The sequence below is a fragment of the Kitasatospora sp. NPDC127060 genome (assembly GCF_042724935.1).
Lineage (GTDB): Bacteria > Actinomycetota > Actinomycetes > Streptomycetales > Streptomycetaceae > Kitasatospora.
Genome location: NZ_JBHXEG010000003.1, coordinates 159181 through 182462, shown reverse-complemented (window position 1 = coordinate 182462; position 23282 = coordinate 159181). Strand labels below are relative to the sequence as shown.

Annotated in this window: 21 protein-coding genes and 1 riboswitch; of the genes, 9 read left to right on the top strand and 12 right to left on the bottom strand. The window is 70.7% G+C overall.

The genetic code is table 11. The features are described 5' to 3' along the window. Positions 1 to 51 precede the first annotated feature (51 nt). The 4 genes from ACFWIS_RS03815 to ACFWIS_RS03800 form a co-directional block, all read right to left on the bottom strand. Positions 52 to 1830: an ABC transporter substrate-binding protein gene (locus ACFWIS_RS03815; RefSeq protein WP_380459161.1), complete on the bottom strand. Its 1779-nt coding sequence runs from the start codon at positions 1828 to 1830 to the stop codon at positions 52 to 54. Positions 1831 to 1897: 67 nt separating this feature from the next. Continuing rightward, the gene (locus ACFWIS_RS03810) at positions 1898 to 2887 is read right to left on the bottom strand and encodes an ABC transporter permease (RefSeq protein ID WP_380459163.1); all 990 of its coding nucleotides are present in this window, start codon (positions 2885 to 2887) and stop codon (positions 1898 to 1900) included. Positions 2888 to 3366: 479 nt separating this feature from the next. Continuing rightward, a complete protein-coding gene (locus ACFWIS_RS03805) occupies positions 3367 to 4302 on the bottom strand; it encodes an enhanced serine sensitivity protein SseB C-terminal domain-containing protein (protein ID WP_380459166.1) in 936 nt (311 codons plus the stop codon). 115 nt (positions 4303 to 4417) lie between these two features. Beyond that, on the bottom strand, positions 4418 to 5224 hold the full coding sequence (locus tag ACFWIS_RS03800; RefSeq protein WP_380459169.1) for an enhanced serine sensitivity protein SseB C-terminal domain-containing protein: 807 nt from the start codon (positions 5222 to 5224) through the stop codon (positions 4418 to 4420). Positions 5225 to 5411: 187 nt separating this feature from the next. Next, positions 5412 to 5517, top strand: a riboswitch (glycine riboswitch). Between the two features lie 243 nt (positions 5518 to 5760). Here ACFWIS_RS03800 and gcvT point away from each other — a divergent pair. The 5 genes from gcvT to ACFWIS_RS03775 all read left to right on the top strand — a co-directional run bounded on the left by gcvT (position 5761) and on the right by ACFWIS_RS03775 (position 11298). Beyond that, a complete protein-coding gene (gene gcvT / locus ACFWIS_RS03795) occupies positions 5761 to 6882 on the top strand; it encodes a glycine cleavage system aminomethyltransferase GcvT (RefSeq protein ID WP_380459172.1) in 1122 nt (373 codons plus the stop codon). 99 nt (positions 6883 to 6981) lie between these two features. Beyond that, on the top strand, positions 6982 to 7362 hold the full coding sequence (gcvH, locus tag ACFWIS_RS03790) for a glycine cleavage system protein GcvH (protein WP_380459175.1): 381 nt from the start codon (positions 6982 to 6984) through the stop codon (positions 7360 to 7362). Positions 7363 to 7447: 85 nt separating this feature from the next. Continuing rightward, entirely contained in the window at positions 7448 to 8716 is a 1269-nt protein-coding gene (gene glyA, locus ACFWIS_RS03785) for a serine hydroxymethyltransferase (protein WP_380459177.1), read from the top strand. A 190-nt stretch (positions 8717 to 8906) separates the two neighbouring features. Further along, positions 8907 to 10274, top strand: coding sequence for an L-serine ammonia-lyase (locus ACFWIS_RS03780; protein ID WP_380459180.1), 1368 nt, complete (start codon positions 8907 to 8909; stop codon positions 10272 to 10274). A gap of 307 nt (positions 10275 to 10581) precedes the next feature. After that, positions 10582 to 11298 (top strand): hypothetical protein, encoded by a 717-nt coding sequence (locus tag ACFWIS_RS03775; protein WP_380459182.1) that lies wholly within the window; start codon positions 10582 to 10584, stop codon positions 11296 to 11298. A 4-nt stretch (positions 11299 to 11302) separates the two neighbouring features. Here the strand turns inward: ACFWIS_RS03775 and ACFWIS_RS03770 are convergent, their stop codons facing one another. After that, positions 11303 to 12871: an MDR family MFS transporter gene (locus ACFWIS_RS03770; protein ID WP_380459185.1), complete on the bottom strand. Its 1569-nt coding sequence runs from the start codon at positions 12869 to 12871 to the stop codon at positions 11303 to 11305. Positions 12872 to 12894: 23 nt separating this feature from the next. Continuing rightward, positions 12895 to 13488 carry an NADPH-dependent FMN reductase gene (locus tag ACFWIS_RS03765; RefSeq protein ID WP_380459187.1) on the bottom strand — a complete coding sequence of 198 codons (594 nt, stop codon included), beginning with the start codon at positions 13486 to 13488 and terminating at the stop codon, positions 12895 to 12897. A 142-nt stretch (positions 13489 to 13630) separates the two neighbouring features. On the opposite strand from ACFWIS_RS03765, the gene ACFWIS_RS03760 reads away from it, so the two are divergent. Continuing rightward, positions 13631 to 14377 carry a TetR/AcrR family transcriptional regulator gene (locus tag ACFWIS_RS03760; protein ID WP_380459190.1) on the top strand — a complete coding sequence of 249 codons (747 nt, stop codon included), beginning with the start codon at positions 13631 to 13633 and terminating at the stop codon, positions 14375 to 14377. 95 nt (positions 14378 to 14472) lie between these two features. Here the strand turns inward: ACFWIS_RS03760 and ACFWIS_RS03755 are convergent, their stop codons facing one another. The 3 genes from ACFWIS_RS03755 to ACFWIS_RS03745 all read right to left on the bottom strand — a co-directional run bounded on the left by ACFWIS_RS03755 (position 14473) and on the right by ACFWIS_RS03745 (position 17387). Next, positions 14473 to 16452, bottom strand: a complete 1980-nt coding sequence (locus ACFWIS_RS03755; RefSeq protein WP_380459192.1) for a ricin-type beta-trefoil lectin domain protein — start codon at positions 16450 to 16452, stop codon at positions 14473 to 14475. A gap of 282 nt (positions 16453 to 16734) precedes the next feature. Next, entirely contained in the window at positions 16735 to 16941 is a 207-nt protein-coding gene (locus tag ACFWIS_RS03750; RefSeq protein WP_380459195.1) for a hypothetical protein, read from the bottom strand. After that, positions 16938 to 17387, bottom strand: a complete 450-nt coding sequence (locus tag ACFWIS_RS03745; protein WP_380459196.1) for an ATP-binding protein — start codon at positions 17385 to 17387, stop codon at positions 16938 to 16940. Before ACFWIS_RS03745 ends, ACFWIS_RS03750 begins: the two co-directional genes overlap by 4 nt. Before the next feature lie 164 nt (positions 17388 to 17551). On the opposite strand from ACFWIS_RS03745, the gene ACFWIS_RS03740 reads away from it, so the two are divergent. The 3 genes from ACFWIS_RS03740 (at position 17552) to ACFWIS_RS03730 (ending at position 19619) form a co-directional block, all read left to right on the top strand. Further along, positions 17552 to 18358, top strand: coding sequence for a Scr1 family TA system antitoxin-like transcriptional regulator (locus ACFWIS_RS03740; protein WP_380459199.1), 807 nt, complete (start codon positions 17552 to 17554; stop codon positions 18356 to 18358). Beyond that, positions 18355 to 18546, top strand: coding sequence for a DUF397 domain-containing protein (locus ACFWIS_RS03735; protein ID WP_380459202.1), 192 nt, complete (start codon positions 18355 to 18357; stop codon positions 18544 to 18546). The genes ACFWIS_RS03740 and ACFWIS_RS03735 overlap by 4 nt, the downstream gene beginning before the upstream one ends. 215 nt (positions 18547 to 18761) lie before the next feature. After that, positions 18762 to 19619, top strand: coding sequence for a hypothetical protein (locus tag ACFWIS_RS03730; protein WP_380459204.1), 858 nt, complete (start codon positions 18762 to 18764; stop codon positions 19617 to 19619). Positions 19620 to 19887: 268 nt separating this feature from the next. Here ACFWIS_RS03730 and ACFWIS_RS03725 read toward each other — a convergent pair whose 3' ends face one another. The 3 genes from ACFWIS_RS03725 to ACFWIS_RS03715 form a co-directional block, all read right to left on the bottom strand. Continuing rightward, a complete protein-coding gene (locus tag ACFWIS_RS03725; RefSeq protein WP_380523468.1) occupies positions 19888 to 20385 on the bottom strand; it encodes an ATP-binding protein in 498 nt (165 codons plus the stop codon). A 198-nt stretch (positions 20386 to 20583) separates the two neighbouring features. Next, positions 20584 to 21819: an Ig-like domain-containing protein gene (locus tag ACFWIS_RS03720; protein WP_380459209.1), complete on the bottom strand. Its 1236-nt coding sequence runs from the start codon at positions 21817 to 21819 to the stop codon at positions 20584 to 20586. Between the two features lie 163 nt (positions 21820 to 21982). Further along, positions 21983 to 23212 (bottom strand): Ig-like domain-containing protein, encoded by a 1230-nt coding sequence (locus ACFWIS_RS03715; RefSeq protein WP_380459211.1) that lies wholly within the window; start codon positions 23210 to 23212, stop codon positions 21983 to 21985. Between the last annotated feature and the right edge of the window lie 70 nt (positions 23213 to 23282).

The window sequence follows — 23282 nt, the reverse complement described above, 5'->3', positions numbered from 1 at the left end:
CGGCGGGCGCCGCTGCCTTCACCTGCCTTCAGGGATGCGGAGCCAGGCTCTTTACTTGGTGGTGCCGATGTTCAGGTAGTCGTACTCACCCGAGAAGGCCGGGGTGGAGGCGATGTTGGTCGCGCTGTCCGGGCGGTACAGGAAGACCTTGAAGTCGGTCAGCGGGACGTACACCGCGGACTCCATGACCTTCTTGTCGATGTCGCCGTAGAGCTTCTCGCGGCCGGCCCGGTCCGGGTTGACCGCGGCGTCGTCGATCATCTTGTTGACGGCCGGGTCGTTCAGCTGGGCCAGGTTGCTGTTGCCGGAGGCCTTGATCGCGCGGCCGTCGACGATCTGCTGCAGGAAGCCGTAGCCGGTCGGCCAGTCGGCGCCCCACTGCATCATCATCAGACCGATGTTGTGGTCCTCGGTGTACTGCGGGGCACCGGCCGAGTCCGTCAGGTACTTGCCCTGCGGGAACTGCTGGATCTCCGCGTCGATGCCGATGTTCTTCAGCTGCGCCTGGATCGCGGTGGCCGCGGCGACCTCGGTCGCGCGCTCGGTGCGGGCGGACAGCACGGTCTTGAAGCCGCCGTCCTTGCCGCAGGCCTTCAGGGCGTCCTTGGCCTTGGCCTGGTCACCCTTGTTGCCCGGGGTCTCGTACAGGTTGAAGTCCTGGTGGCCCGGGATGTCCGGCGGGAGCACGGTGCTGGCCACCTGGCCGCGGATCGGGCCGCCGAGCGCGGTCTGCACCGCGACCTTGTCGATCGCGAACTGGACGGCCTTGCGGCAGTCGATGTTGTCGAACGGCGCGACCTTGCTGTTGATCGCCATGTAGACCAGGCGGCCGCCGTAGGCGTTGTCGGTCTTGGCCTTGAGCTTCGGGTCGCGCAGGATCTGCGCCTGGGTCTGCGGGTCGACGCCGCCGCCCACCAGGTCGACCTGGGCGTTGCCGGCGATCAGGTCCTTGTCGATGGTGGCCTGGTCGATGTTCATCTTGAGCACGATCTTGTCCGCGAGCTGCTTGCGGATCGGGTCGGTGCTCGGGTCCCAGTTGGGGTTCGGGACCAGCACGGCCCCCTTGCCGTCGTCGTAGGACTCGAACTTGTAGCTGCCCGAGGCCGCGATGTGCTTCACGTAGTCGGCACCGGTGTCCTTGGCCTGCGGGACCGGCACGGTCTGCGGGGCGCTGACCAGGTAGTCGAAGTCGGCGAAGGGGTGCTGCAGGTGGAAGACGATCGTGGTGTCGTCCGGCGTCTCGATCGACTTGAGGTCGCCGGTCTTGTCCTTGTACGGGCCCTGGTACTTGTCCGGGTTGTCGACCAGGTTGTCGTGGAAGTACGTCGGGCCGTTGGAGTTCACCTCGGGCGCGTAGTTCGAGCGCTCCACGGCGTACTTGACGTCCTTGGAGGAGATCGGGGTGCCGTCGTCGTACTTGAGGCCCTTGCGCAGCTTGTACGTCCAGGTCAGGCCGTCCGGGCTGACCTGGCCCAGCGACTCGGCGAGGTCCGGGACCAGCTTGTTGCCGTCGGCGCCGGCCGCCGGGTTGAAGGTGGTCAGCGGACGGCCGTACAGGCGCGAGAAGTTGTAGATGTACGCGTAGTACGTGTTGCCCGGGTCGAGGGAGTCCGGGGTGCCCTTCATCTCGTAGGTGACCGTCCCGCCCTTCTTGTCCGAGGCGTTGACGATCTGCTTGGTGGCCGCGTCGGCGCCGCCGCCGCTGCTGTCGTTGGAGCCGGCCGAGGAGGAACTGCCACCGCTGCTCTTCGAGCTGGAGGAGCAGCCGGTGACGACCAGGACCGCGGCGGCAGCCACGGCGGTCAGCACGGCGGTACGGGACCTACGCATGGGTGAGATCAACCCCTTGAGGATGTGGAGGAGGGAGGGCCTGACGCTCGGGTCAGTTGCTCTCGGGTCAGTTGCTCTTGGGATCGAGGGCGTCACGCAGCCCGTCGCCGAGCAGGTTGAACGCGAGCACGGTGATGAAGATCGCGACACCGGGGACCACCATGTACTGGGGGTCCACCTGGTAGTAGTTCTTCGCGTCGGCGAGCATGCCGCCCCAGGAGGACTGCGGGGGCTGGATACCGACGCCGAGGAAGCTCAGCCCGGCCTCGAAGAGGATGTTGGTCGGGATCAGCAGGGTCGAGTAGACCAGGATCGGGCCGACCAGGTTGGGCAGCAGCTCCTTGAACAGGATGAAGGGGCCGCGGGCACCGAGGCTGCGGGCCGCGTGCACGAACTCCCGCTCGCGCAGCGAGAGGGTCTGTCCGCGCACGATCCGGCCCATGTAGGGCCAGTTGAAGAAGCCGATCACGAAGATCAGCACCAGGATGTGCAGCGGGAGGCCGTGCAGGCCGAACGCGCCGCCCTGGAGCGAGGCCGAGATCGCGATGGCGAACAGCAGCAGCGGGAACGCCAGGAAGACGTCCATCAGCCGGCTGATCAGGGTGTCCACCCAGCCGCCGTAGTAACCGGCCATCACGCCGAGCACGGTGCCGATGGTGTTGGACAGCAGGGTCGCGCCGAAGGCGACCAGCAGGGAGACCCAGGAGCCGTCGACCACGCGGGCGAGAAGGTCACGGCCCTGCAGGGGGTCGACGCCGAGCAGGTGGTCCCCGCTCATCCCTCCCCAGTCCCCGAGCGGGAGTCCGCCGAGGTTGGCGTCCAGCAGGTCCGGGTTGGGCTGGTCCGGGTCGAGCCCGAACAGCGACTTCAACGGCCCGGACAGGACGGCCAGGAGGATCAGCAGGATCACCACGATGCCGCCGGCGACAGCGGCCTTGTCCCGCTTGAAGCGGGTCCAGGCGATCCGACCGAGGGAGCGGCCCTCGATCGTCTTGGCCGGGCTCGGGGAGGCGGGTGCCTCGGGTTCGTTCCCGGCGGTAGTGATGGGTGCGGTCATGGTCAGTTGGTCCCCTCGCCGACGGTGGCCGGCCCACGGGTGCCGGGCGCCGGTTCGGCGGTACGGCTGCGGACGTGCGGAGGTGCTAGGAGCAGGTGGTCGCGGCAGTGCGTCGTGCACGGGCACTGCCTCCATGCGGGATGGGCTTCGCATGGATCGAGCGGTCGGCTTGCGCGTTCACCTTCGTGGGGTTCCCAGTACGCGCGTTGCGTTGCGCAGAACTCTCTGCCATCCGAACTGGCTTGCGCCAGCCCTGACAACCGACAGATGCCCAAATGTGATCTGCCCGCATGCACCTCCCCGGCCTTCGGCATATACCTCTTCACACGGGTGCGCGAGCCATGTCAAGATGCGTCATCGGCGACGGTGGAAGATTCGTCCGGAAAGCACCGAAGCCGACCTGATTGCTAATCAAGTCGGCTTTGTGTCGGAGATTTCGGCAACCGGTTCGGCAACCGGTCGGCAATCGGTTTCGGCGATCAGCGGCCCGGGTAGCCGGGCCACTGCCGCTGGGACTGGTGACCCCAACCCGGCGCGGACTGTTGGGCGCCGTGCGCCCACCCCGGGGTCGGCTGCCCCGGCATCGACTGCCCCGGGTACGGCGGCGGAACCGGCGGGTACGGGCCGGTCGGCGGCCGGCCCGCCTCCCGGTCGAAGAACGGCCGGGCGTTCGCGCGCATCCACAGCGCCACCGGGTCGTACTCGTCCGCCATCGCCACCGTGGACACCGCGAGCCCCTCCGGAGCCACCGCGATCGCCCGCTGCATCAGCGCCCGCACCGCCTCCACGGCCGGCGGCGAACTCTCGTACAGGTCCAGGCCGATCGCCAGGTACGGCTCCCCCACGGCCGGCTGCACCCAGGCCCGGCGCAGCGCCCGCACCGCGCGCACCTCGCCGGCCTGGCGCTCCAGCAGCGCGAAGAACTGCTGGGCGTTCACCTGCGGCTCGCTCAGCTTCAACGGCCCGGCCGGCAGCCGGTCCAGTCCCGCGGCGACCCGCCGCAGGTCCGCCCACGGCACCCCCACCCCGCCGCCCGGCGCGTGCGGGTTGAGCCACAGGCCCCAGCGGGTGCGGTACAGCGAGGCGGCGATCTCCCGCCCGGAGACGACCTCGTGGGCCCGCGCCCAGCCGGAGGCCGTCAGCTGCTCGGGCGAGGTGACGGCCGGCGCGTAACCGTGGCCGCTGATCTCCATGTTCCCGTACTGCGCGTCCGGGCTGCCCGGCGTGCCGTGCCAGAGCAGCATCCAGACCCGGCCCTCGGCCAGCGCGTGCAGCAGCCGCTCGTACGCGTCGTAGCGCTCCGGCGCGACCTCGCGCAGAGCCTGCTCCAACACGCCCGGATCCGCTGCCGGGTGCCCGGCCGGTGCCTGGCCCCAGGGCCCCGGCACCCCGCCCGCTCCCGTTCCCGCACTCATGCGCCCACCTCGCCGCGCCTCTTTCCTGAACCCGCCGGCCCGTCAGCCGCCTGCACGCACCCTATGGCGCCGCACCGGCCGCCGCCACGGCGACGTGCCTGTGAACGGTCCCCGCTCACACCCGCGAGTAGAAGGGCATGACCCGGGTCAGCAGCCACTCGACCACCGGGTCGTCGGCGAGGTCGAGCAGCACGAGGTGGACGCCCCCCGGCAGCGGCGCGGTTCCCAGCGCCCGCCCGAGCGCCTCGTTCACCGCTCCCGGGTCGGCCGGGGCCGCCGGATCCAGCTGGATCCCCACGAACATCACCGTCGGCTCGCCCTCGATGCTGGCCAGTGCCCGGCGCGCGGTCAACACTCCGGGCAGGGCCGACAGTTCGGCCCGGCACGCGGCCAGGAAGTACTCCGGGTCCTCGCCCGGCACCGGCTCGCGCAGCGCCACCCGGCCGCCGGTCGGCCCCTCCGGCGCGTTCTCGGCGTGCTCCCAGCGGTCCCCGCGCGGGCCGCGGCGCAGCTCGGCCACCCCCTGCGGCGGCACCGGGATGCCCACCGCCGCCTCCGGGTTGACAGCGATGCCCACGCCCAGCGGCAGCCCGCGGGCGAACTCCCAGGCCGGCGCGACCGCGAAGGCCATCCCCGGCGCCTGCTGCAGGAACACCTCCTGGGAGGAGAACACCGGCACGTACGGTGCCCCGGCCAGCTCGATGGTCGGCAGGTCCAGCCCCTGCCCGGTCGGGTCGCCCCCGGCCGGCAGCGGGATCCACACCTGGCTGCGGGCCAGCACCTCGACCACCCGCGGGGTCGCCCCCGGGTCGCCCAGCGCGGCCGTCAGCACCTGCTCCAGCTCGTTCGCCGGCCACGCGCCGCCCGACGGCGCCGCCTCCGGCCCGCCCCACCCCTGCTGCTGCTCCACCGGGTACTCCATGCGCCGCCGATCCGGCCTGCCGCCGGGTCGGCCGCCCACTGCTGCGCCGACGCGCAAGAGTTTAGGGCCCGTGTCCGCCCTGGCGTCGTGTGACCGGGTCCCCTCTCCCCTCCTCCGCGAGGACGTGCCATGATGTGCGCGTCCGACGGCATGCGCCGCGGGCCCCCACAACTCCACACCGGCCGCTCGAACCCGCGCGGGAGAGCCCGGAGTGCCCCTCATCGGGGCACGGCCGGCGCCGAAGGAGCAAGTCCTCCCCGGAATCTCTCAGGCCCCCCTACCGCGCGGGTTAGGCACATCTGGAAAGCGGCGTACGGCCCCGCCGTACGCCCACCCACGGTGCAAGCCGCCGCCCTGTCCCCGATGCTGGAACCAGCCGATGCTGGCACCGGCTGAGGGCAGGCGGGCGGTGAAGCTCTCAGGTTCGACGACAGATGGGGAGACCCACGCCGCCGCATGCCCGCGCGCGGGGTCGGTCCCGAGCGGGTCCGGTCCGGCGCGCGCCCCTGAGTGCCCCGACCGAGGAGTTCCTGGCCATGTCGTCCCTCCGCCTGACCGCGCTCGACGCGCTGCACCGCGCCCTCGGCGCGACCATGACCGACTTCGCCGGCTGGGACATGCCGCTGCGCTACGGCAGCGAGCGCGAGGAGCACCTCGCCGTCCGCACCAAGGCCGGCCTGTTCGACCTCTCGCACATGGGCGAGATCACCGTCACCGGCCCGCAGGCCGGCGAGATGCTGGACCACGCGCTGGTCGGCTTCGTCTCCGCGCTCGGCGAGCTGCGCGCCCGCTACACCATGATCTGCGCCGAGGACGGCGGCATCCTGGACGACCTGATCGTCTACCGCCTGCGCGCGGACGCCTTCCTGGTCGTCGCCAACGCCTCCAACGCCCAGCTGGTGCTGGACGAGCTGATCGCCCGCGCCAAGGGCTTCGACGCCGTCGTCACCGACGACCGCGACACCTACGCGCTGATCGCCGTCCAGGGCCCGGAGGCCACCGCCATCCTGGCGGAGACCACCGACGCCGACCTGCCCGGCCTGAAGTACTACGCGATCCTCCCGGCCCAGGTGGCCGGCAAGGAGGTGCTGCTGGCCCGCACCGGCTACACCGGCGAGGACGGCTTCGAGATCTTCTGCCGGCCGGTCGACGCCGAGCCGGTCTGGCAGGCGCTGACCGCCGCCGGCGAGGGCCGCGGCCTGGTCCCGTGCGGCCTGTCCTGCCGCGACACGCTGCGCCTGGAGGCGGGCATGCCGCTGTACGGGCACGAGCTGTCCACCGATCTGACCCCGTTCGACGCCGGCCTGGGCCGGGTCGTCCGCTTCGACAAGACCACCAACGAGGGCGCGTTCGTCGGCCGCAAGGCGCTGGAGCAGGCCGCCGCCGCGGCCGAGTCCAACCCGCCGAAGGTGCTGGTCGGCCTGGTCTCCGAGGGCAAGCGGGTCCCGCGCGCCGAGTACACCGTGGTCTCCGCCGACGGCGCCCCGATCGGCCGGATCACCTCGGGCGCGCCGTCCCCGACCCTGGGCAAGCCGATCGCGATGGCCTACGTCGACGCGGCCCACGCCGCCCCCGGCACCGCCGTCGCGGTGGACGTGCGCGGCAAGCACGAGCCGGTCGAGGTCGTGGCGCTGCCGTTCTACAAGCGCGCCCGCTGAGGCCCCCGCCACCCCCGGTTTTCCCATAGGCGCACGTCGGAGCCGTCCGCGCGGCGGCCCGCTGCGTCGTACCCGCTTCCCATCCTGGAGAATGACGCCATGAGCAACCCCCAGCACCTGCAGTACACCAAGGAGCACGAGTGGCTGACGGCCGCCGAGGACGGTGTCTCGACGGTCGGCATCACCAAGCACGCCGCCGACGCCCTCGGTGACATCGTCTACGTGCAGCTCCCCGAGGTCGGCGACGCCGTGACCGCCGGCGAGACCTGTGGCGAGCTGGAGTCGACCAAGTCGGTCAGCGACCTGTACTCCCCGGTGACCGGCGAGGTCACCGAGGTCAACCAGGACGTCCTGGACGACAACAGCCTGGTCAACAGCGCCCCGTTCGAGGGCGGCTGGCTGTTCAAGGTCCGCGTGGAGGCCACCGACACGCTGCTCAGCGCCGCCGAGTACGACGCGCTCACCCACGCCGAGGGCTGAGCCCCCGCCGGGACGGGCCGCAGCACGGCGGTCCGTCCCGCACCCCCCACCGTCCCTCCGCTCTCCTCCCCGGGAAGACCACACCATGACGGTTCTCAACCAGTCCCTGCACGCCCTCGACCCGGAGATCGCCGCCGCGGTCGACGCCGAGCTGCACCGCCAGCAGACCACGCTGGAGATGATCGCCTCCGAGAACTTCGCCCCGGTGGCGGTCATGGAGGCCCAGGGTTCGGTGCTCACCAACAAGTACGCCGAGGGTTACCCCGGCCGCCGCTACTACGGCGGTTGCGAGCACGTCGACGTGGTCGAGCAGATCGCGATCGACCGGATCAAGGCCCTGTTCGGCGCCGAGCACGCCAACGTCCAGCCGCACTCAGGCGCCCAGGCCAACGCCGCCGCGATGTTCGCGCTGATCCAGCCGGGCGACACCATCCTGGGCCTGAGCCTGGCCCACGGCGGTCACCTGACCCACGGCATGAAGATCAACTTCTCCGGCAAGCTCTACAACGTGGCCGCGTACCACGTCGACGAGAAGACCGGTCAGGTCGACATGGCCGAGGTCGAGCGCCTGGCCAAGGAGCACCAGCCGAAGCTGATCATCGCCGGCTGGTCCGCCTACCCGCGCCAGCTCGACTTCGCCGCGTTCCGCCGGGTCGCCGACGAGGTCGGCGCGCTGCTCATGGTCGACATGGCGCACTTCGCGGGCCTGGTCGCCGCGGGCCTGCACCCGAACCCGGTGCCGTACGCGGACGTGGTCACCACCACCACCCACAAGACCCTGGGCGGCCCGCGCGGCGGCGTCATCCTGTCCAAGGCCGAGTACGCCAAGAAGATCAACTCCGCGGTCTTCCCCGGCCAGCAGGGCGGTCCGCTGGAGCACGTCATCGCGGGCAAGGCCGTCGCCTTCAAGGTCGCCGCCTCCGAGGAGTTCAAGGAGCGCCAGCAGCGCACCCTGGACGGCGCCAAGATCCTCGCCGAGCGCCTGCTGCAGGCCGACGTCGCCGAGGCCGGCGCGTCCGTGCTGTCCGGCGGCACCGACGTCCACCTGGTCCTGGTCGACCTGCGCAACAGCCAGCTCGACGGCCAGCAGGCCGAGGACCGGCTGCACGAGGTCGGCATCACCGTCAACCGCAACGCCGTCCCGAACGACCCCCGCCCGCCGATGGTCACCTCGGGCCTGCGGATCGGCACCCCGGCCCTGGCCACCCGCAGCTTCCAGGCCGAGGACTTCCGCGAGGTCGCCGACATCATCGCCGAGGCGCTCAAGCCCGCCTTCGACGAGACCGTCGCCGCCGCGCTGAAGGCCCGGGTCACCGCCCTGGCCGAGAAGTACCCGCTCTACCCCAACCTCTGATCGTCTGATCCTCCGACCGTCTGATCTCTTGATCTCTTGATCGCCTGATCGTCGGAGGAGGGTGACCGGCCTCACGGCGGCCGGCCACCTGCCGCTTCCGGGGCACCGCGCACACTGGACAGTACGCGCGCGGTGCCCCGTCCCATGCACCCGCTTTGTCCTTCCACGAGACCCAGACAAGGACGTCCCCGTGGCCATCAGCGTCTTCGACCTCTTCTCCATCGGCATCGGCCCGTCGAGCTCCCACACCGTCGGCCCGATGCGCGCCGCCCGGATGTTCGCCCGCCGCCTGCGCTCCGAAGGCCTGCTGGACCGGGTGACCGGGGTGCGCGCCGAGCTGTACGGCTCGCTGGGCGCCACCGGCCACGGCCACGGCACCCCGAAGGCCGTCCTCCTCGGCCTGGAGGGCAACTCGCCCCGCACCGTCGACGTCGACCAGGCGGACAAGGACGTCGAGCGGATCACCGCCGAGAAGCGCCTCAACCTGCTCGGCGAGCACCCGATCGACTTCGACACCGACAACCAGCTCGTCCTGCACCGGCGCCGCTCGCTGCCGTACCACGCCAACGGGATGACCCTGTGGGCGTACGCGGCGGACGGCTCGACGCTGCTGGAGAAGACCTACTACTCGGTCGGCGGCGGCTTCGTCGTGGACGAGGACGCGATCGGCGCGGACCGGGTCAAGCCCGACGACACCGTGCTGAAGTACCCCTTCCGCACCGGCGACGAACTGCTGCGGCTCAGCCGGGAGACCGGGCTGTCGATCTCCGGCCTGATGCTGGAGAACGAGAAGGCCTGGCGCAGCGAGGAGGAGATCCGCACCGGGCTGCTGGAGATCTGGTCCGTGATGCAGGAGTGCGTGCGGGCCGGCATGAGCCGCGAGGGCATCCTGCCGGGCGGGCTGAAGGTCCGCCGCCGGGCCGCCGCGGGCGCCCGGGCGCTGCGCGCCGAGGGGATCGGACCGGCCAACGCGATGGAGTGGGTCACCCTCTACGCGATGGCGGTCAACGAGGAGAACGCCTCCGGGCGCCGGGTGGTCACCGCCCCGACCAACGGTGCGGCCGGGATCATCCCCGCCACCTTGCACTACTACCTGAACTTCATCCCGGGCGCCGACGACGACGGCATCGTCCGCTTCCTGCTCGCGGCCGGCGCCATCGGCATGCTCTTCAAGGAGAACGCCTCCATCTCCGGCGCCGAGGTCGGCTGCCAGGGCGAGGTCGGCTCCGCCTGCTCGATGGCCGCGGGCGGCCTCGCCGAGGTCCTCGGCGGCACCCCCGAGCAGGTCGAGAACGCCGCCGAGATCGGCATCGAGCACAACCTCGGCCTCACCTGCGACCCGGTCGGCGGCCTGGTCCAGATCCCCTGCATCGAGCGCAACGGCATGGCGTCGGTCAAGGCCGTCACCGCGGCCCGGATGGCGCTGCGCGGCGACGGGCGCCACCACGTCTCGCTGGACAAGGCGATCAAGACGATGAAGGAGACCGGGGCCGACATGAAGATCAAGTACAAGGAGACCTCGCGCGGCGGCCTCGCCGTGAACGTCATCGAGTGCTGATCACCGTGCCCTGATCACCGTGCCCTGATCAGCGTGTGCTGATCAGGGCACGTGACGAGTGGCCCCCGGGCGGAACCCCGTACCGTCCGGGGGCCACTCGTGTCTCTTGGCGCTCCCTGGGGACTCCCCGGGTGCTCCCCGGCCGCCCTCTGGTCGTGGCGGGGCCGGCGGCGCGATAATCGCGGCGGGTCGGTCCACGCCGGAGGGGAGACGGATGTCGTTCCAGCCGCCGGAGCCGCACCGACCGCCGCCACCCTTGGCAGCGCCGCCCTTGGCACCGCCGCCACCCTTGGCACCGCCGCCGCCCTTGGCACCGCCGCTGGTCGGGCCGCTGCGGCGCCGGTCGGTGCGGGTGCTGATCGCCGCCGGCACCGGGGTGCTGGCCGGGGTGCTCGCGGGCGGTGGCTGGTACCTGCTGGACCGTCCCGACGACGTCGACCGGCCGGCCGCCGCGGCCACGCCGCCGTTCCCCGCCGGGGGCGCCCGCACCGTCGCCCCGGGGCCCGCCTCCGGCGTCGGTCCGACCGACTCGACCGACCCGGCCCCGCCCGCCCGTCCCTCCGCGCCGACCGGCCCCGTCGGGCCGCACCTGACGCCGGTGCCGGACCCGGCCGGGTTCACCCTCCTCGTCCCCGACGGCTGGCAGCGGCGTGTCGACGGCGCCTCGGTGTTCTACGACTCCCCCGACCACCGCAGCCTGATCCAGGTGTTCGTGATGGACGGCAACCCCCCGTACCAGCAGGCCGTGGAAACCGACGACGACCTGGCCCGCAACCCGGCCCGGTTCCCCGGCTACCACCGGATCCGGCTGGAACGGACCGCGGGCGGCAGCGCCGAGCTGGAGTACGCCTACGAGCTGGCCGGCTCCGGCGTCCGCCGGGCCGTCGAACACGTGCTGGTCGGGCCGGACGGCACCGCCTGGTCCGTCCTGGTGGCGGGCCCGGAGGACGGCTGGCCCACCCCGCTGCGCGAGCTGCTGCAGTCGGAGGTCGCCTCCTTCTGCTTCGCCGGCCGGTGCCCGTGAGGCCTCAGGGCCGTGAGGCCGTCTGCAGCTCCGGGCTCGGCTCCGGACTCGGGCCCGGGTTCGGGTTCAGGCCCGGCTTCGGGCCCGGGTTCGGCCGGGCCAGGCAGGCCACCGCGGTGGCCACCGCCGCCAGGGCGACGCCGCCCGCCACCGTGCCGTGCAGCCCGCTGGTGACCGCCGTGCCGACGGCGTCCCGGACGGCCTGCGGCAGCCCGGTCAGCGCGGCCGGGGTGAGCCCTCCGCCGCCGGTCAGGTGGGCGGCCTCGGCCGGGCTCAGCCGGGCCTCCAGGCCGGCGGTCAGCCGCGCGGTGTAGACCGCGCCGAGGGCGGCCATGCCGAGCGAGCCGCCGATGCTGCGCAGCAGGGTCACCACGCCCATCGCCGCGCCCATGGACTCCCGCGGCACCGCGCCCATCGAGGTCAGCATGGTGCTCTGCATCAGCAGTCCGACGCCGACCCCGGCGACCGCCGTGAGCCCGGAGGCCAGTGCCACCGGGGTGTCCGTGCCCAGGAGCAGCAGGAGCGCGGCCCCGGCCAGGGCGAGTGCCCCGCCCAGCAGCGGGTAGCGCCGTTCGCCGCCGGGCCGGCTCATCAGCCGGGCGGTGACCAGCTGGGTGCCCATCATGCCGAGCATCAGCGGCAGCAGGAGCAGTCCGCCGGTGGTCGGTGAGGCGCCCTGGACGAACTGCAGGTACTGCGGCAGGTAGCCGATCAGGGCGAGCATGACGGCGCCGGTGAGGAAGCCCAGCACCTGGGCCACCGTGAAGTTGCGGTTGCGGAACAGCGCGGGCGGGATCAGCGGCCCGGGGGCGCGCAGTTCGGCGCGGGCGAAGCCGACCAGCGCGACCGCCGCGACCGCGCCCGTCCCGAGGATCACCGGCGAGGTCCAGGGGTACGTCGTCCCGCCCCAGCTGCTGACCAGGGTGAGCCCGACGATGCCGGTGGTCAGCAGGGCGACCCCGGCCCAGTCGAAGGGGGCGCGGACCCGCTCGGCCTTCGGCAGCCGTACCGCGGCGCCGACCGCGAGCACGGCGAACACCCCGACCGGCAGGTTGACGTAGAAGGCCCAGCGCCAGCTGAGCCGGTCGGTGAGGAAGCCGCCGAGCAGCGGCCCGCCGACGAAGGCGATCGGCATCAGCACCCCGATCACCGACTGCACCCGGCCCCGGTCGGAGGCGGGCACCAGCACCCCGATGACCGACAGCGCGCCGACCATCAGGCCGCCCGCGCCGACCCCCTGGAGGGCCCGGAAGGCGATCAACTGGCCCATGTCCTGCGAGAGTCCGGACAGCACCGAGCCGATCAGGAAGACCGCCACCGCCCACTGGTAGGCGCCCTTGCGCCCGTACAGGTCGCCGAGCCGGCCCCACAGCGGGGTGGCGGCGGCCGAGGTCAGCAGGTAGGCGGTGACCGCCCAGGAGAGGTGCTCCAACCCGCCGAGGTCGCCGACGATGGTCGGCAGCGCGGTGCCGATGATCTGCCCGTCGAGGGCCGACAGGAAGATGCCGAGCATCAGCCCGATCACGCCGAGCAGCGGCGGCTTGGGGCGTTCGTCCGCCGGTTCCGTGGTCATGGCCGTGTCCCCCTTCTCCGGGCTCAGGCGGCGAACGGACGGGCCTGCCGGGCGTCCCGCAACGCCCGCGCCCACCAGTCCAGTTGGTCGAGCATGGTCTTGGCCGCGGCGTCCGCGGCCGGGTCCTTCGCCTTGCCGTCGGCGTCGAAGCACTGGGCGGCCCCGTGGAAGCTGACCGTGTTGCGGATCGTCACGCTGTTCAACTCGGCCATCACCACGCGCAGTTGCTCGACGGCCCGGAGGCCGCCGGAGAGTCCGCCGTACGAGACGAAGGCGATCGGCTTGCCGTGCCACTGCTGGTTGTGCCAGTCGATGGCGTTCTTCAGCGCGGCCGGGAAGCTGTGGTTGTACTCGGGCGTGACGAACACGAAGGCATCGGCCGCGGCCAGCCGGGGCGACACGGCCTCCAGCAACTCGACGTCACCGGGCGAAAGTTCGCCGCCCCAGGAGGGCATGACGGTGGGCAGCGGGGTGGCCGCCGGGTCGATCAGGTCGGCGGTCATGTCACCGCGGGCGTCGAGGTGGCCGATCAGCCAGTCGGCGACGACCGGGCCGAAACGACCGGCCCGGGTGCTGCCGAGGACGACCGCGACCTTCAGGTTCTGCTCCGTGGACATGGGGATCCCCTCCAAGACGTTGTGTACGCCGTATCGGCGATGGATACAACGTACACACTGGCGCGTACGCCGTCCACTCCCCAGATACGACGTACACGCGAGTGGTACGGTGGACCCTCCCAGCCGGAAGGAGCCCGCCCCCATGCCCGCTCAGCAGGCCCCCGCCGGGGACGACGACCGCGACCAGCCCCAGGCCTCACTCTGGGAGCGGCTCGACCGCCCGGCCCCCGCACCGCGCACCACCCTGACCCCGCACCGGATCGCCGAGGCCGCCGTCGCCCTGGCCGACGCCGAGGGCCTGGACGCCGTCACCATGCGCCGCCTGGCCACCGCCCTCGGCGTCGCCCCGATGGCCGCCTACCGGTACGTCTCCGGCAAGGACGAACTCATCGAGCTGATGGTCGACTTCGTCTACGGCCGGCTCCCGCTGGACACCCCCGCCGACGGCTGGCGCGAAGCCATGCGCTCACTCGCGGTCCACCTGCGCGCGATGAACCTCGCCCACCCCTGGATGGTCCGGGCGGCCACCCCGTTCTCCCTCACCCCCAACCAACTCGCCGTCCCCGAGCGGTCCTTCGCCGCCCTCGCCGAGCACGGCCTGGACGCCGACACCACCATGGCGATCTTCCGTACGGTCGCCGGCTACGTCCACGGCTCGGTCGCCTCCGAAGTCGCCCTGGCCGCCCTGCGCCGCGACCACAACTGGTCCGACGGCGACGAGACCCGCGCCGGCCTGGCCCCCCGGATGACCTACCTGATGGGCACCGGCCGCTACCCCGCCTACCAGCAGTACCTCCACCAGGCCACCCGCAAGGACGACCCCGCCTGGCACTTCGAGACCGGCCTCGACTGCGTCCTCGACGGCATCGCCACCCACTTCGGCATCTGACTCCCGGCCCCGCTTGGATCACGGTGCCCGGTCGGCCAGCGCCCGCTGCACGGGAAGTCGGCCGGTCCGACTTCCCGTGCGGCAGGCGGGGCCGATCAGAGGAGCTGGAAGGTCCACTCCTGCTGCCAGCCCGACTTGCAGGTCCACACGCCGAGCTGCTTGAAGTCGGAGTCGTGGGCCAGGCAGTCGTCGTCGTCGATCTGGACCCGGTACTTTCCGTCGCCGAGGCTCTTGAACTGCCACTTCTGGTTGGAGGTGTCACCCCACGCCTGCTGCTCGGCGACGTAGGTGTCGGGGTTCTCGGTGAGGTTGTACCCGAGGTCGTTGACGATCCGATAGCGGTCGCCACCCAGCGGCTTGATCGTCCACCTGGAACCCTTGGCCCCCAGGATCCCGGCCACGATCGGCGAACCCCAGCTGGAGGTCTCGGTGGGGGCCGTCGCGCCCAGCCCGTTCGCGAGCTTCAGGAACAGCTGCCGCTCGGTCGGAACACTGGCACCGCCACCGCCACCGCCGGTGCCACCACCGCCGCCGCCACCACCGGTTCCGGGATCGGGCTTGGTCGGCGTGGTCCCGCCGCCGGAGTAGCCCTCCAGCACCCACTCCTGCTGCCAGCCCGACTTGCAGGTCCACACGCCGAGCTGCTTGAAGTCGGCGTCGTGGGCCAGGCAGTCGTCCTCGGAGATCCGGATCCGGTACTTGCCGTTGCCGACCGCGACGAGCTGCCACTTCTGCCGGTCGGAGTTGCTCCACGGCTGGAGCTCGGCCATGTAGTTGCTGTTCTCGGTGAGTTCCAGCCCGTACGAGCTGGTGATCCGGTAGCGACCGCCGCCCACCGAGGTGATCTTCCACTTGGACTCGTTGCCGCCCCGGATGCCGGGAACGACCGACGCGCCGGCGGAACCGCCGACCGGAACGGCGCCCAGCCCGTTGTCGAGCTTGAGGGTCACGTCGGCGCCGTTGGCGGGCGTGGTCGGGGTGGTGGTCGGCGGGGTGCCGCCCCAAGCCCAGTTCTGGTTGGGCGCGTCCCGCTTGTCCTCGGAGCCGCAGCCCCAGGCCACCACCGGGCTGCCGTTGCCGGTCTGACCGCTGTAGTCGTCGATGCAGACGTCCTTGGAGCGGTCCTCCTGGTCCACCAGGTGCCGGAAGCCGCCGCCGGCCGACATGTTCCAGCGCTGCCCGGGGTTGTCCAGACAGTCCCAGACCTGGAGCTTGTTCCCGTTCGAGGTGTTGTTGCCGGGCAGGTCCAGGCACTTGCCGTTGGCCGCCTGGAGCCGGTACCCGTTGTAGGTCCACTTCTGCGCATCGCCGCCGTTGCACTCCCACATCTGCACGGGGGTGCCGTTCGCGGTGCCGTTCCCGCTGACGTCCAGGCAGGCGTGGTAGCCGGGGCGGGCGGAGTCGGGGGTCAGGCTGCCGGTCCTGGTGCCGTAGCCCGAGCGCCCGGGGAAGTGGATGCTGCGCACGTCGCCGTCGCACTTGTAGGGCCGCGCGGTGCCCGACCGGCAGGTCCACGACTCCTTCTTGACGCTGTCGCCGTCGTTGCCGACGAACGCCCAGTTCATGAAGCCGCCGTCAGTGCGGTTGCGGAAGGTCGAGTCCCCCTGGAAGACCCAGATCCGGAACACGTCGTACCCGGAGGGATCCTTCTTGTCCTTGTCCAGGAAATGGTTGAGCTTGTAGGTGGTGTCGAGCAGCACCCCCTTCATGTCGGACTTGTACTCACCCTTGAACCACTCGGTGTCGTACATGTCGGTGCCCACCGTCTTGTACACCATGACGTTGAACCCGGGGAACTTCTGGCTCAGCCTCGTCGCCGCGCTCTGGGTGAACTCCGCATTGTCCAGCTTGTTGTTGTTGGCGGCGGCACGCATGCCCCGGATCATGTCGAAGGCCGAATTGATCAGCGCCGTCATGCAGTTGCCGCCGCCCACGGAGGCTGGGGTTCCGCAGGTGGTGTCCACGGGGGGCGCCGCCGACGCCGTCGGGGCCTGCACGGTCAGGCCTCCGGCGAGCACGGCGACTGCGGTGACCCCGCAGGCGACGGCGCGTTTGAGGCGGGAGAGGGGTGCCACGTAAAAACCATCCTTCTTCTCGGTAAAGCTGGATGGTAGGGCCGGGAATCCCGCCGGATCGCGACTGTTGACGATATTCATATGGCCCGGGCGACAGCACCCGACGATTCTTTGCGCGGTTCCCCCGAAGCGCCCCACGGTTATCACGAATTGATATCTCCCGAGGTCGACCCAGGACATGGGGAGGGCCGTTTCGAACCATCCGATCGGGCTGCGCAGGAAGTCAGTCCTGCCGACCCCCTGCGAGGGCCACCCGACGGGCAGGCCGAAGGCAGCAGGCGTTCAGCCGGACAAACCGAGGGCGATCACCTGGACGTCGGCGCCGGGAAGCCGCTCGGCGGGCCGCTCGGCCACCTTGCCGCCGAGCAGGACGCGGGCGGACGCCACGTCCGTCGCGTAACCCTCGTCCGGCCCGAACCGGCGCAGCACGTCACCGAGCGTGGCGCCGTTGCCCGAGGGCGCCGGGCCGATCACCGCGATGCGGCTCATGGGACCAGGCTGCCCGAAACCGGCTTCGCGGGCGAGGGGAGGGCGAGCGTGAACCAGACGGTCTTGCCGATATAGCCCTCGCCGCGCGGGTGGGCGCCCCAGGAGGTGGCGAGGGCCGCGACGAGTTCGAGGCCCCGGCCGGACTCGTCGTCGGGGGTCGCGTGGCGGAGGGTGGGGAGTTCGGGGTTCGCGTCGGAGACCTCGATGCGGAGCACGGAGGAGGTGGGGAGGAGAACCCGGACTCCGATCATCCGGTCACGCGGCGAGCGGGCATGACGGCAGGCGTTGGAGACGAGTTCGCTGAGGAGGATCAGCGCGGTCTCGGCGGAGTCGACGGGCACCTCCCACTCGAAGGCCAGCCGGAGGAAGCGGATCCGGGCACGGCCGGCGCTGCGGGGCAGCCGGGGGAACATCCACTCGACGGCATCCATGGGCTGAGTGAGCATCAGAGTCCTTGAGGGGGGCGTACGGAGGGCCTCACTCGGGAGGGGTGAGTTCGGCCATTTCACCCTTCAAGGGTCGGCAGGCGGGCATAGCCTCAGCAGTTACACCGCTGGTACAGCGAGAGCTTGAACCGTCCTGTGACCAGGACAGGGAGGGGTGCGGGGCCGTGAGCACGCCGAAGCAGAACCCGATGGCGTGGAAGTACTGCGGTGACCAGATCAAGCGATGGCGTGAACAGGCCGGCGTGAGCCGGGAGCAGTTGAGCCAGGCGGCCTGCTACGACATCGAGAGCGTGCGGTCGATGGAGGCTGGGCGGCGGAAGCCCTCGCTCAAGCTACTCACAGTGGCGGACGAGTTGTGCGGCGCCAAAGGGATGCTATTGGGGGCAGTGGAGTTCCTGAAGCCCGAGAAATTCCCTTCGTTTTCGCAGGACTTCATGCGGTACGAGCCTGAAGCAACCGTGTTGAGCTCCTACGAGAATCAGCTCATCCCTGGCCTGCTTCAGACAGAGGCCACAGCTCGCGCACTACTCAATGCGCACTGGCCACCACTGGACGACGACACCGTGGAGGAACGAGTCGCGGCCCGACTCAGTCGCCAGGAGATCCTGTGCAAGCAGACCAAGTCGTTCAGCTTCGTTATCGACGAGTTCGCGCTCATCCGCCAGGTCGGCACCAGCTCGGACTACAAGAAGCAGTTGGAACATCTCGCTGAGGCCGGCAAGCCCAGGCACATCGATATCCAAGTGGTACCCGCGAAGACTGTTCACCCGGGAGTCAATGGCCCATTCGTCCTGTTGGAGACTGCCGATCACGAGCGACTCGCATACGAGGAAGGCCAGTCGATGGGCTTCCTGTACGCCGACCCCGAGAAGGTCAATTTGCTCTGGCAGCGCCATGCGAGGATCCTCCAGCAGGCCCTCAACCCCGAGGAGTCGGCTCGTTTCATCAACAAGTTGACGGAGGAGCTATGAGCACCAACCTGACCTGGACGAAGTCCACCTACAGCGGGACCGAAGGTGGCAACTGCGTCGAGGTGGCCGCCTCCCCCTCCGCCGTCCACGTCCGCGACTCCAAGGACAAGACCGGCCCCGTCCTCACGTTCTCCCCCGAGGCGTGGGCCGCCTTCATCGCCGAAGCTCAAGTCGCCGAGCCCGAGTGACCCTTAGTGGAATGGGTGGTTAACCACCTTCCAACCACCCTTGTGCACAGCAGATATGACTTATCGTCACGACTACGCCACAGTCGATTCCTCCGTGTAGCGTGCCCACTGACGAATCAACCCCCGGCCGGTGCGGCAACACCGAACGGGGGTCTGACCACCACGATCGACTGAAATAGGAAACCGATCCTGTGGCTACCCACGACTCTACCGCCATGGCCGCGCCCGGATACGGCAAGCAGTCCGCCCCGGAGCAACTCCCCCGCTCCGCCGCCGACTTCTCCCACCTCCCGGCGCGCGAGGCGTACCTCGCCTCGCTCATCGACCACCTCCCCGACGGCGCCGCGATGGACGTCAAGACCCTCGCCGTCCTCCAGCCCCACTACGGGCAGATGGCCTGCCGCACGGTGCTCAACAACCTCTCCGCCGCAGGTCATCTGCGTCGCGTCCGCGAGCGGATCAGCTCCAAGGACTGCCGCTGGGTGTTCCGCACCTACTTCTCCCGCACCCCTCGCCCCGACGCGTGGTGGACGCGCTTCATCACCACCGGCGACACCGGCGACACCGGCGAGGCGTCAACGTCCGGAGCACCCGATCCCCCCGAGGAGCGAAAGCTCAACCGCACTTCGCCCGCCTCGGCGGCCTACGCGGCCCTGGCCGGCCTCGGCCTCGCCGACGCCCGGCTCGCCCTCTCCGCCGCCGACTGCGCGGCCCTCGAACCGCTCGCCGCCGAGTGGCTGGCCCGGGGCACCACTCCGGCCCTCTTCACCGCCGCCCTCACCGCCGGCCTCCCGCCGGACGGCGTCCACAGCCCGGCGGCCTTCACCCGCCGCCGCCTGCTCGACCGGATGCCCCCGGAGCGGCTCCGCCCGGAGGCCCCCGCCACCCGCGTCACCGAGTGCACGGACTGCCGCGTCCCCTGCCGTCCGCACGCCCTCCTCGGCGGCCTCTGCCGCGCCTGCCGTGGCACTCCGACGCCTCCGCCGCTCCACCCCCGGCGCCTCTCCCCCGCCGCCGTCCGCGCCCACGCCGCCCGGACCCGGCAAGCGATGATCACATCGCCGAGATCGTGAATATTCACAGGCCACGACGTGAACCTATGCAAAATCCAAAGGTGAACTAGGTTACAAACCTTGCAATCCAAGCCGCCTGGTTTGCCCACATGCTGAGATCCATGCGATAGTCGAGACATCGAGAACTTCGGCGGGCCCGACCTGGCACTGCCGACGCCCATCGCGCGACACGCACCCCCTTGGCCGCGCGATGACTTGCATGGGCCCCCACCGCCGACCACGGCGATTCCGGGGGCCCTGCGCGTATCCGGGCCCGGGGCCCGGCCCCTCAGTGCCGCTCGCGCACCTTCAGCTCGAACCAGACGCCCTTGCCCCGCGGCAGCAGGTCCGCCCCCCAGCGGTCGGCGAGGTCGTCGACGATCCTCAGCCCGCGCCCGCGCTCGTTCACCGGCCGGGGCTCGGCCAGGATCATGCAGGGCAGCGCCCGGGAGGAGTCCCGGACCTCGACCCGCAGCCAGCCGGGCTTGCGGCTGACGTGCAGTCCGATGGTGCGCCCGGCCGCGTGCCGCACGGCGTTGGAGACCAGCTCGCTGGTGAGCAACTCACCGGCCTCCAGGTGCTGGTGCAGCTCCCAGGACTCCAGGACGTTGAGCACCAGCCGGCGGGCCACCGGCCCGGACTCCGGGCGGGACGGCAGCCGCACCTCGTTGGGCGCGGACTGGTCGCACAGTCTGCCGGAGTACATCGCCTGCAACTCCTCGGAGCTGAGCCCTTCCAGCGCCGAGAGCGCACCCTGGACGTCGATCCACGACGCCTGCGCGACCACGCCGGCCGCGGGAACCGATGTCTGATCTGCTTCGCCCCAACCCGCCATGCGGTCCATCATTGCGGAACGCAAGCGGGCGCGTACGGACAATGAGCAAACGATCTCGCCCGCGTCGGCATATGCCGCATGCAAGAAGGGGCCGACCCGGGCCGACCGAAGTCAAGCCCGGGTTGACCCCAAGCAGCCCCTACCAGGCGGTTACCACGTGCTCCACGGCAGGTTCCAGCCGCTCAGCCCGTTCGCCGGGTCGAGCGTCTCCTTCTTGGTGGAGTTCTTCACGGTGACGACGTCGCCGACCAGGGTGCCCGCGTAGAACTTGCCCATCGAGGTGGACTCCCCGCCGCCCTTGACGTCGCGCAGGCCCACGCAGCCGTGGCTGACGTTGTCCTCGCCGAAGGCGGAGCCGCTCCAGTAGTTGCCGTGCACGTACGTCCCGCTGGTGGTCAGCCGGATCGAGTGCGGCACCTGGAGGTCGTACGGCGCGCCGGTCATGCCGGGCAGGGTGCTGGACTGCATCCGCACCGTGTCCTCCTTGGCCATGACCACCATCGTGCCGTTCCAGGTGGGGTGTTGGTCCGACCCGGAGGTGATGTCGATGTCGTTCGACTGCCCGTCCCGGACCACCGTCATCCTGTGCGCGGCGGCGTCAACCGTCGAGATCTGGGATCGCCCGATCGTGAAGGGCTCGTCCCGGTCGGCGCCGTACACCCCGGGGGCGATCTCCACGCTCTTGAGGCGGTACTGCACCGTCACCTTGGTGCCCGGCTTCCAGTACTGCTCCGGACGGAAGTCCAGCCGGCGGTCGTCGAACCAGTGGCCCTTGACCACGGTGCCGTTGTCGGTCTGGAAGGTGATGCCCTTGAGGACGGCGTCCTTGTTCTTGACGTCCTTGCTGAAGTCCACCGAGACGATCATGCCGACGCCGTAGGTGGCGTCGTTGTCGACGTTGTCGGAGGCCTTGGCCAGCGCCGCCGGGGTCAGGGTGGTGAAGCTGCTGTCCGCCGTGGCGACCGCGCCGTCGGCGTCCGCGGCCATCGCGCTGACCTGGTAGGCGGTGCCCACCGCGAGCCCGGTGGACGGGGTCCAGCTGGTGCCGTCCGCGGCGATCGTGCCGGGGACCTCCTTGCCGGTCTTGTCACTCACCTTGACGGTGGTCAGCTTGCCGCCCGTCGCACCGATCTTGAGCGCGCCCGGCGCCACGTCCACCGCGCCGTTCTTCGGCTCGATGCTCACCGCGGCCGTGGACACCTTCGACGGGTTCGGCGCCTTCGACGCGGAACCCGCGGGCGCCGACGCGGTGGCGCCCGCACCGGCCCCCAGATCGGCCTTGGCGGCACCGCTCCCGCTGCCGCCGCCGCTGCCACCGCACGCGGCGGTCAACGCCATCGCCCCGCCGACCAGACCGACGGCCACCACCCTGCGTATCGACCTCACGCCGATTCCCTCCCTTGCTCCCCGCGGTCACGACGGACCCGACCCATAGATGTGTCGAACCATGGGAAAGGTTGCGCCGTCCGAGGGACTTTCCGCCCCGAAAACCGGGCGGCCCGACCCCAACGAGTGAGGTGCGGGCCGCGCGGTGACAAGCCTGCCGGGCCTACCAGTTGGCCCAGGACACGTTCCAGCCGCCCAGCCCGTTGGAGGGCGAGACGGTCTTCTCCTTGGTGTTCACGATCTTCACGACGTCGCCGACCATCGAGTCGTTGTAGAACTTGCCGGCGACCGAGGAGTCGCTGCCGCCCTTCACGTCCTGCATCGAGATGCACCCGTGGCTGCCGTTGGACTTGCCGAACGGGCTGGACCAGTAGTTGCCGTGCAGGAAGGTGCCGGAGGTGGTCAGCCGCATCGCGTGCGGCACGTCCTGGATGTCGTACTCGCCGCCGAGACCGACGGTCTGCGAGTTCATCCGGGTGACCTTCTCCTTGTCCATGATCACCATCGTCCCGCCCCAGGACGGCGTCGCGTCCGCGCCCAGGGTGACCGGCAGGGTGGTGCTCTTGCCGTCCCGCTCGACCGTCATCTGGTGCGACTTGGCGTCCGCGGTGGAGATCATCGAGCGGCCGATGGTGAACGGCTCGTCCTTGTCCACGTCGCCGTAGACGCCCGGTGCGACCTCGACGCTCTTCAGCCGGTACTTGATGGTCACCTTGGTGCCCGGCTTCCAGTACTCCTCCGGACGGAAGTCCACCCGGCGGTTGTCGAACCAGTGGCCCTTGACCACGGTGCCGTTGTCGGTCTCGAAGGTGATGCCCTTGAGCACCGCGTCCTTGTTCTTGACGTCCTTGTTGAAGCCCACCGAGACGATCATGCCGACGCCGTAGGTGGAACCGTCGGCGATGTTGTCGTTGGTGGAGACCTTCTTGTCCGGCGTCAGCGTGGTGAACGAGGTGGTGGACGCGGCCACCAGGCCGGCGTCGTCCTTCGCCTGGGCGTTCACCTTGTACGCCATGCCGACGGCGAGCGCCGCCGCCGGCTTCCAGCCGGTGCCGTCCGCGGTGATCGCGCCCTCGACCGGCTTGCCGTTCTTGTCGGTCACGTCGACCGTGGTCAGCTTGCCGTTCGACACCGACACCTGCAGCCCGCTCGGCGCGACGTCCTGGGCACCGTCCTTCGGCTCGACCGCGAGCACGGCCGCCGAGGCCTTCGGCGTGGCCGAGCCGCCGCCCGCGGCCGTCCCGTTCGCGTCCGCCGGCGCCGTCGCGGCGGCGTCGCCCGACGTCCCGCCCTTGTCGTCGTTGCAGGCCGCGGTGAGCAGCAGCACCCCACCCATGACCAGTGCCGTCGCACCGCGGCGTATCGCGGCGCCAGCCGTCTTCCCCGTCTTCACGGAATCTCCCCTCCCGGTATTCACTCACTTGACGCGCCGAGCGCCCCCGTGAGTTGCACCGGGCGCCGAA